Source organism: Streptomyces sp. NPDC044064 (assembly GCF_056434245.1).
This window is the reverse complement of the sequence record NZ_JBWKFN010000066.1, coordinates 1-8,721: the sequence shown is the minus strand read 5'-3', so window position 1 is coordinate 8,721 and position 8,721 is coordinate 1. Positions and strand designations below refer to the sequence as shown.

The 8,721-nt window shown below is 72.4% G+C and carries 4 protein-coding genes; 3 read left to right on the top strand and 1 reads right to left on the bottom strand.

All coding sequences use genetic code 11. The annotated features are described in order from the left end of the window. Positions 1 to 175: 175 nt before the first annotated feature. Positions 176 to 2,482 (bottom strand): ArnT family glycosyltransferase, encoded by a 2,307-nt coding sequence (locus AC07DS_RS46105; RefSeq protein ID WP_479154714.1) that lies wholly within the window; start codon positions 2,480 to 2,482, stop codon positions 176 to 178. Positions 2,483 to 2,612: 130 nt separating this feature from the next. Between AC07DS_RS46105 and AC07DS_RS46100 the strand changes: the two genes are divergently transcribed. The 3 genes from AC07DS_RS46100 (at position 2,613) to AC07DS_RS46090 (ending at position 8,442) form a co-directional block, all read left to right on the top strand. Further along, complete coding sequence (locus AC07DS_RS46100; RefSeq protein WP_479154713.1) at positions 2,613 to 3,536, top strand: serine hydrolase; 924 nt, start codon at positions 2,613 to 2,615, stop codon at positions 3,534 to 3,536. 53 nt (positions 3,537 to 3,589) lie between these two features. Then, on the top strand, positions 3,590 to 4,618 hold the full coding sequence (locus tag AC07DS_RS46095; protein ID WP_479154712.1) for an esterase-like activity of phytase family protein: 1,029 nt from the start codon (positions 3,590 to 3,592) through the stop codon (positions 4,616 to 4,618). A gap of 92 nt (positions 4,619 to 4,710) precedes the next feature. Further along, positions 4,711 to 8,442, top strand: coding sequence for an ABC transporter ATP-binding protein (locus tag AC07DS_RS46090; RefSeq protein WP_479154711.1), 3,732 nt, complete (start codon positions 4,711 to 4,713; stop codon positions 8,440 to 8,442). Positions 8,443 to 8,721: the final 279 nt, after the last annotated feature.

The following is an 8,721-nucleotide window of genomic DNA, read 5'->3' as shown; positions in this document are numbered from 1 at the left end:
GCGATCCCAATCCCGCACACCGTCAGACCGAGCACCACCTCCACCCCCCCCCCCCCCCCCTCTCCTCCCCCCCCCCCCCCCCCCCCCCCCCCCCCCCCCCCCCCCCCCCCCCCCCCCCCCCCCCCCCCCCCCCCCCCCCCCCCCGCCGTTCGGCTGTGGAGCCGTGCCGTGCGTGTCAGCCGACGTCCGACGGGTCCAGTCGGTAGAGCGTCGACTGGTTGCTCTGCGAGGAGGACTTCGAGGACGCGGAGCCGGAGGACGAGGTGCTGGAGGACGCGGAGCCGGCGGTCGAGGACTTCGATGCCGTGCTCTTGCTGTAGGCGCTCTCCTTCACCGCCGTACCGTGCTTCTTCACCCACGACGTCACCTCGGAGCTGAGGCTGTTGCCGCCGCCGGGCCCGCCGCCCATGCCGCCGCCGATCTGGACGTAGTGCAGCTCGCCCTTCTTCACCAGTTCCTCGAGCTTGGCGACGGTCATCGCGTTGTCGGAGCCGGTGAAGCCCCACATGGAGATGACCGGCACGTTGCTGCTCAGCTCGATCTGCGCGGCGCTCTGCGAGTTGGACACCGCGAGCAGCCACTCGGCGCCGTCCCGGTGCTTCTTCAGGTACGAGATCAGCTCGCTGTCCGCCCCGCCCATGCCGCCGCCGGGCCCGCCGCCCATGCCGCCACCGCCGAAGCCGCCGCTCCCGCCCGGCAGTTCACCCTGCCCGGTGCCGCCCTCGGCCGGGCCGCCGCTCGTACCGGTGCCGCCCGGCGGGGTACCGCCCAGCCGGCCGTTGCCGCCGGGAGCCTGGCCGTTCTGCCCGCTCGGGGCACCGGGCAGCTCGCCGTTCCCGCCGCCGGGCATCATCTCGCCGCCGCCCGGGAAGCCGCCGCTCGCCCGGCCGTTCCGGCCGCCCTGCTGGGCGCCGCCCGGCAGCTCGCCGTTGCCGGGGCCGCCGTTGCCGCCCCCGCCCGGCCCGCCGCCGAAGCCGCTCCCCGTCGACGGCCCCGCCGTCGGGTTCGTACCGCCCATCCGGCCACTGCCCGAACCCGCCGGCACCGACCAGGCGTACGCCGCCGGACCGGCCACCGCCGCGACGACCGCCGCGGCGACGGAAGCCGCGAGCAGCCGCGCCCGGTCGCCGCTCCGGAAGAGGAACAGGCCCACGATCGCCGCCGCCATGACCACACCGATCGCCGGCCACAGCCAGGTGTTCCAGCCCGAGGCCCGGCGCAGCAGCACGATCGCCCAGACGGCGGTGACGCCGAGCGCGACCGGGAGCACCCACGCCCACCGCCTGTCGTCCCGGAACGCCCGCAGCAGCAGCACGCCGCCGCCCCCGCACAGCGCCGCGATGCCGGGCGCGAGCGCGGTCGTGTAGTACGGGTGCATGGTGCCCTCGGCCATGCTGAAGGTGAGGAAGTGCAGCACGGTCCAGCCGCCCCACAGCACCAGCGCGGCGCGGGTGAGGTCGGTGCGCGGGGCGCGGCCGCACAGGATCAGGCCGGCGACGAGCGCGACCGCGGAGAAGGGCAGCAGCCAGGAGATCTGCCCGCCGAGGATGTCGTTGAACATCCGGCCGAGGCCCGCGGAGCCGGAGAAGCCGCCGCCTCCGCCGCCCCCGCCTCCGCCGTTGCCCTCGCCGCCGAGGACCCGGCCGAGGCCGTTGTAGCCCATGATCAGGTTCCAGGCCGTGCCGTCCGTCGAGCCGCCGATGTAGGGGCGCTCGGAGGCCGGGACCAGGGAGACCGCCGCCGCCCACCAGAAGCTGGACACCGCCAGGGCCGCACCCGCGAGCAGCAGGTTGACGATCCGCTTCACCAGCGGGAGCCGGGACGCGTACAGGTACACCGCGAAGACCGCGGGCAGCGCGATGTAGCCCTGCAGCATCTTGGTGTTGAAGGCGAGGCCGAAGCAGACCGCCGAGCCGAGCAGCGGCAGCAGCCGGCCGCCCGTCACCGCGCGCAGGGCCAGGGCCGCACCGCCGACCATCAGCAGGACCAGCAGCGTGTCCGGGTTGTTGTCCCGGTTGATCGCCACGGTGATGGGGGTCGATGCCAGGACCAGCGCGGCCAGTGCGGCCGCTCCGTGCCCCCACACCCGCTTCACGGACGTGTGCAGGATCCAGATCGTCGCCAGCGCGGCCACGATCATGGGCGCCATCATCTGCCAGGTGCCGAAGCCGAAGACGCGGCAGGACAGGCCCATGACCATGAGGGCGAGCGGTGGTTTGTCGACGGTGAGGAAGTTGCCCGCGTCCAGCGAGCCGAAGAACCACGCCTTCCAGCTCTGCGTACCGCTGAGCACGGCCGCGCTGTAGAAGCTGTTGAGGCTGGAGCCGGAGAGGTTCCAGGAGTAGAGCACCGCCGCCAGGATCATGATCGCGATCAGGGCGGGCAGCGACCAGCGCGGCGCGGCGGCCGCAGGCGTGGTCGCGGGCGGTGGTTCGGCGGTCACGGCCGTCGGGTGGGCGAGGGGATCGGTGGCTGAGGTCACGGCCGCATCGTGCCGAGCGGGGGTGGGTGAGCGCTGTGCCGCGCCTTGCGGCTTCCTGTGAATAGGCAAAGGGCGGGTCAACCCCGAACGCGTGTGCAACTTTCGGTCGCCTCTGCGTGTCAACAGGGGTATGAATCCCCGCACATTCAGTCGCGCCGGCGCGCTCGCAGCCGCTCTCGGCGCCGTGGTGCTCATACCGGCCGTCACCGCCGCCAGCCCGGCCGCGGCGGCGCCGCCCGCCGTCAGCTGCACGTCCAGCAAGGCGGGCCTCGCCACCAAGCTGCAGAAGGACATCACGGCGGCGCTCGCGAACCGCAAGGGAACCGTCGCGGTCGGCCTGTACGACCGCTCCACCAAGACGACCTGCACGCTGCGTGCGACCAGCGCCTACGACTCGGCCAGCACGGTCAAGGTCACCGTCCTCGCCACGCTGCTGTGGGACGCGAAGAAGCACAACCGGTTTCTGACGAAGACCGAGCAGTCGCTCGCCACGGCCATGATCACCCAGTCGGACAACGCGGCGACCAGCACGCTGTGGAAGCAGCTGGGCCTGACGAAGATCAAGGGCTTCCTGTCCGCCGCCGGCATGACGAAGACCACGCCCGGCGCGGACGGCTACTGGGGTCTGACCCAGGAGAACGTCACCGACGAGCAGAAGCTGCTCAAGCTCGTCACCGCCAAGAACACCGTGCTGAGCGACAACTCCCGTGCCTACATCCTGAAGTTGATGGGCCAGGTCATCTCCGACCAGCGCTGGGGCACGCCCGCCGGTGCGCCGTCCACCGTGTCCGTGCACGTCAAGAACGGCTGGCTGCAGCGCGCCACGCACGGCTGGCGGGTTCACAGCCTGGGCACCTTCAACGGCGCCGGCCACGACTACATGATGAGCGTGCTGACGCAGGACAACAGCACGATGGGCTACGGCGTCACCACCATCCAGAACGTCGCCAAGGCCATCCACAAGGACCTGGTGCCGACGACGTCCAGCACCGCCCGCTACACCCCGACCAGCACGCCGAGCGAGGCGTTCGTGGCGGCGCCCCCGCGGGGCTGACGCTTCACGAGGCGGTCTCCCGCCGGTCACCGGACCGCCCTACGGTGGCGCCCATGCGCCTGAGAACCGTACTCGCGACCCTCACCGCCGGCCTGGCGGCGGTCACTTGCCTGACCGCCGCCGGGCCCGCCGGTGCCGCCAACTCCGCGGACGACAATGCCTGTTCGCCCACCGTCTCCATCGACCGCTTCTCCGACGCGCTCGACAAGACGACGTACCGGGGCACGTTCGCCGGCAACTTCTCCGCGCTCGCGGTGGACCGGGACGGCTCCCTCGCCGCGCTGGAGGACCGCTCCTCCCTCTTCGGCCTGGACCCGAAGACCCTGCAGCCGGTCTCGGCCGTCCACCTCGCCGACGAGAAGGGCGCCGACCTCGACTCCGAGGGGCTCGTCATCGACCGCGACGGCACCCGGCTGATCTCCTCGGAGACCGAGCCGTCCGTCCGCCGCTACTCCCCGGACGGGAAGATCCTCGACCGCCTCCCGGTCCCGCCCTCCCTCCTGGTCGCCCCGGCCGGCCGCGCCACCGCCAACCAGACCTTCGAGGGCCTGACGATGCTGCCCGGCGGCCGCACCCTGCTGGCCTCCATGGAGTACTCGATCTCGGGCGACACCGCGGGCATCGTCCGCTTCCAGACCTGGACCCGCCATCACGGCGGCTTCCGGCCCGCCGCCCAGTACGCCTACCGCACCGACCCCGGCCTCGGCGTCCCGGAGGTCCAGGCCACCCCCGACGGCCGCCTCCTCGTCCTGGAGCGCGGCTTCACCCCGGGCGTCGGCAACACGGTGCGCCTCTACGAGGCCGACCTGCGCCACGCCACGGACACCAGCACCGTCGAAATCCTTACCGGCCGGCCGGACGTACAACTGATAAGGAAGACTCTCCTCGCGGACATCGCCACCTGTCCGACCCTCGGCGCCACGGCCAAGCAGCCCCAGCCGAACCCCCTCCTCGACAACATCGAGGGCATGACGATCACGGGGCGTGACCACACCGGCCGTCTGAAGGTCCTGCTGGTCAGTGACGACAACCAGAACCAGGCCCAGACGACCCGGTTCTACTACCTGCGGGTACGTGTCTGACGTCCGCGTTCGTTTTGTTGCAGCGGGATGAAATCCGTCCCTGTTGACGTTGGAGCCTTCCGGAAGAGCAGATCTCAACGGGAGGCACCGGCGTGGCAGCGCAACGGGGATGGGCACGACGGCTCGCGGGCTATGCCTGGCGGTATCCGAAGGACGTGCTCCTGGCCCTCGGGTCCTCCCTGGCCGGCATGGCCGTGCTGGCCGTGGTCCCGCTGATCACCAAGGTGATCATCGACGACGTCATCGATGGCCACAGCCGCTCCATGGCCCCGTGGGCCGGAGCGCTGGTCGGTGCCGCCGTCCTCGTCTACGTCCTCACCTACATCCGCCGCTACTACGGCGGCCGGCTCGCCCTCGACGTCCAGCACGACCTGCGGACCGAGATGTACGACACGATCACCCGCCTCGACGGCCGCCGCCAGGACGAGCTGTCCACCGGGCAGGTGGTCGGCCGGGCCACCAGCGACCTCCAGTTGATCCAGGGACTGCTCTTCATGCTCCCGATGACCATCGGGAACGTCCTGCTCTTCCTGATCTCCCTGGCGATCATGGCCTGGCTGTCGCTGCCGCTGACCCTGGTCGCCCTGGCCGTGGCCCCGGCCCTCGGCTGGATCGCCCGGCGCAGCCGCAGCCGGCTCCATCCCGCCACCTGGTACGCACAGGCCCAGGCCGCCGCCGTGGCCGGTGTCGTCGACGGCGCCGTGAGCGGCGTACGCGTGGTGAAGGGCTTCGGGCAGGAGGAGCAGGAGACCGGGAAGCTGCGCGAGGTCGGGCGGCGCCTGTTCGCCGGACGGCTGCGGACCATACGCCTGAACAGCAAGTTCACCCCCGCCCTCCAGGCCGTCCCGGCCCTCGGGCAGGTCGCCATGCTGGCCCTCGGCGGCTGGCTCGCGGTCCGCGGGCACATCACCCTCGGCACCTTCGTCGCCTTCTCCACCTATCTCGCCCAGCTGGTCGGACCGGTCCGCATGCTCGCGATGGTGCTCACCGTCGGCCAGCAGGCACGCGCCGGCACCGAGCGCGTCCTGGAGCTGATCGACACCGAGCCGACCCTGAAGGACGGCACGAAGACCCTCCCCGCCGACGCGCCCGCCACCGTCGAGTTCGACGACGTGTCCTTCGCGTACGCGAGCGCGCCCGGCAGGACGAGCCCGGTGCTCGAAGGGCTCAGCTTCGAGATCCGGCCGGGGGAGACCCTGGCCGTCGTCGGCTCCTCCGGCTCCGGCAAGTCCACCCTCTCCCTGCTCCTGCCGCGCTTCTACGACGTCACCCACGGAGCCGTCCTGATCGGCGGGCACGACGTGCGCGAGCTGACCATGGACTCGCTCCGCGCGGCGATCGGACTGGTGCCCGAGGATTCGTTCCTCTTCTCCGACACCGTCCGCAACAACATCGCCTACGGCCGCCCGGACGCCACCCAGGAGGAGATCGAGGCCGCCGCCCGCGCCGCCCAGGCGGACCGTTTCATCGCCGAGCTGCCCGGGGGCTACGACACCAAGGTCGGCGAGCAGGGCCTGACCCTCTCCGGCGGCCAGCGCCAGCGCCTCGCCCTCGCCCGCGCCCTGCTCACCGACCCGCGCCTGCTGGTCCTGGACGACGCGACCTCGGCCGTGGACGCCCGCGTGGAGCACGAGATCCACGAGGCGCTCAAGCACGTCATGGAGGGCCGCACCACCCTTCTCATCGCACACCGCCGCTCCACGCTGGGCCTGGCCGACCGCATCGCCGTCCTGGACGGCGGCCGGCTCGCCGACCTCGGTACGCACGAGGAGCTCCAGGACCGCTCCGCCCTCTACCGCCGTCTGCTGACCGACCCGGACGAGCTGGGCGCGGTCTCCCCGGGCCACGCCCGCCCGGCCCAGCCGCAGGAGGACATGTCCGTCCGCGAGGAGCTGGACGCCGAGTTCGACGCCGAGCGCGGGGTCACCCCGCGGCTGTGGACCGGCGACCGCGAGCCCAAGGACCTGGCACTCTCCGGGACCCCGGCCACCCCCGAACTCCTCGCCCAGGTAGAGGCGCTGCCCGCGGCCACCGACACCCCCGACATCGACGAGGCGCGCGCGGTGCGCCCCGAGGAGTCGTACGGCCTGCGCCGTCTGCTCCGCGGCTTCGGCGCACCCCTTCTCGTCAGCCTGCTGCTGGTCGCCGTGGACGCGGGGGCCGGCCTGCTGCTGCCGGTGCTGATCCGGCACGGCATCGACCAGGGAGTCACGAAGGCGGCCCTCGGCGCGGTGTGGGCGGCCTCCCTGCTGGGCCTGTTCACCGTGCTGGTGCAGTGGGCCGCGCAGATCGGCGAGACCCGGATGACCGGCCGTACCGGCGAACGCGTCCTGTACTCGCTGCGCCTGAAGATCTTCGCCCAGCTCCAGCGGCTCGGCCTCGACTACTACGAGCGCGAGCTGACCGGCCGGATCATGACGCGGATGACGACGGACGTCGACGCCCTCTCGACCTTCCTGCAGACCGGCCTGGTCACGGCGTTCGTCTCGGTCGTCACCTTCTTCGGCATCATGGGCGTCCTGCTGGTGCTCGACGTCCAGCTCGCCCTGGTCGTCTTCGCCACCCTGCCCCCGCTGATCGTGGCCACCTTCTTCTTCCGCCGGGCGAGCGTGAAGGCGTACGAACTCGCCCGTGAGCGGGTGTCGTTGGTCAACGCCGACCTCCAGGAGTCGGTGGCCGGGCTCAGGATCGTGCAGGCGTTCCGGCGCGAGCGGGACGGCGGGCGGCGGTTCGCCGAGCGCAGCGACAGCTATCGCCAGGCCCGTATCCGGGGCCAGTGGCTGATATCCATCTACTTCCCGTTCGTGCAGTTGCTGTCGTCGGTGGCCGCGGCGGGCGTCCTGATCGCGGGTGCGGGCCGCATCGAGGCGGCCACGCTCACCACCGGCGCGCTGGTCGCCTACCTCCTCTACATCGACCTGTTCTTCGCCCCGGTCCAGCAGCTCTCCCAGGTCTTCGACGGCTACCAGCAGGCCACGGTCTCGCTGGGCCGCATCCAGGAGCTGCTGCGCGAGCCGACCTCCACGAAGTCCGCCGGCGAACCCCTCGACGTCCCGGCCCTGCGCGGCGACATCGCCTTCGAGGACCTGCACTTCGCCTACGGTGACGAGGCGGAGGCCCTGACCGGCATAGACCTGACGATCCCGGCCGGCCAGACCGTCGCCTTCGTCGGCGAGACGGGCGCCGGCAAGTCGACGCTGGTCAAGCTGGTGGCCCGGTTCTACGACCCCACCTCCGGCCGGGTCACGGCCGACGGCACGGACCTGCGCACCCTGGACCTGACCTCGTACCGGCACCGCCTCGGTGTGGTCCCGCAGGAGGCCTACCTCTTCCCGGGCACCGTCCGCGACGCCATCGCCTACGGCCGCCCCGACGCCACCGACGCCCAGGTCGAGGCGGCGGCACGGGCGGTCGGCGCGCACGAGATGATCGCCACGCTCGAGGGCGGCTACCTCCACGACGTCGCCGAGCGCGGCCGCAACCTCTCGGCCGGCCAGCGCCAGCTGATCGCGCTCGCCCGCGCCGAACTGGTCGACCCCGACGTCCTTCTCCTCGACGAGGCCACGGCCGCCCTGGACCTGGCCACCGAGGCCCTGGTCAACCAGGCCACCGACCGCCTGGCGGGCCGCCGTACGACCCTGGTGGTCGCCCACCGGCTGACCACGGCCGCCCGCGCCGACCGGGTGGTGGTCATGGACCACGGCCGGGTGGCGGAGGACGGCACCCACGACGAACTCCTCGCTCTCGGCGGCCAGTACGCCGAGCTGTGGCGGACCTTCGTGGGCGAGTCCGAGCCGGAGGAGCCGGTGGGAGTGGCGCACTGAGGCAGGCATCCGGTCGCCCGTCCTTCTGACGGCCGTGCAACCATCCGACACATGTCGTGCGTCCGTACATCAGTACGGTCATCGGCCATGCATGACGGCGGTACGGGGAGGACGACAGTGGACAGTGGTGCGATACGCCGACGCCTGGCGATGGGCGCGGCCGTGCTGGCCGGGTCCATCGGGCTCGGGGGGGGGGGGGGGGGGGGGGGGGGGGGGGGGGGGGGGGGGGGGGGGGGGGGGGGGGGGGGGGGGGGGGGGGGGGGGGGGGGGGGGGGGGGG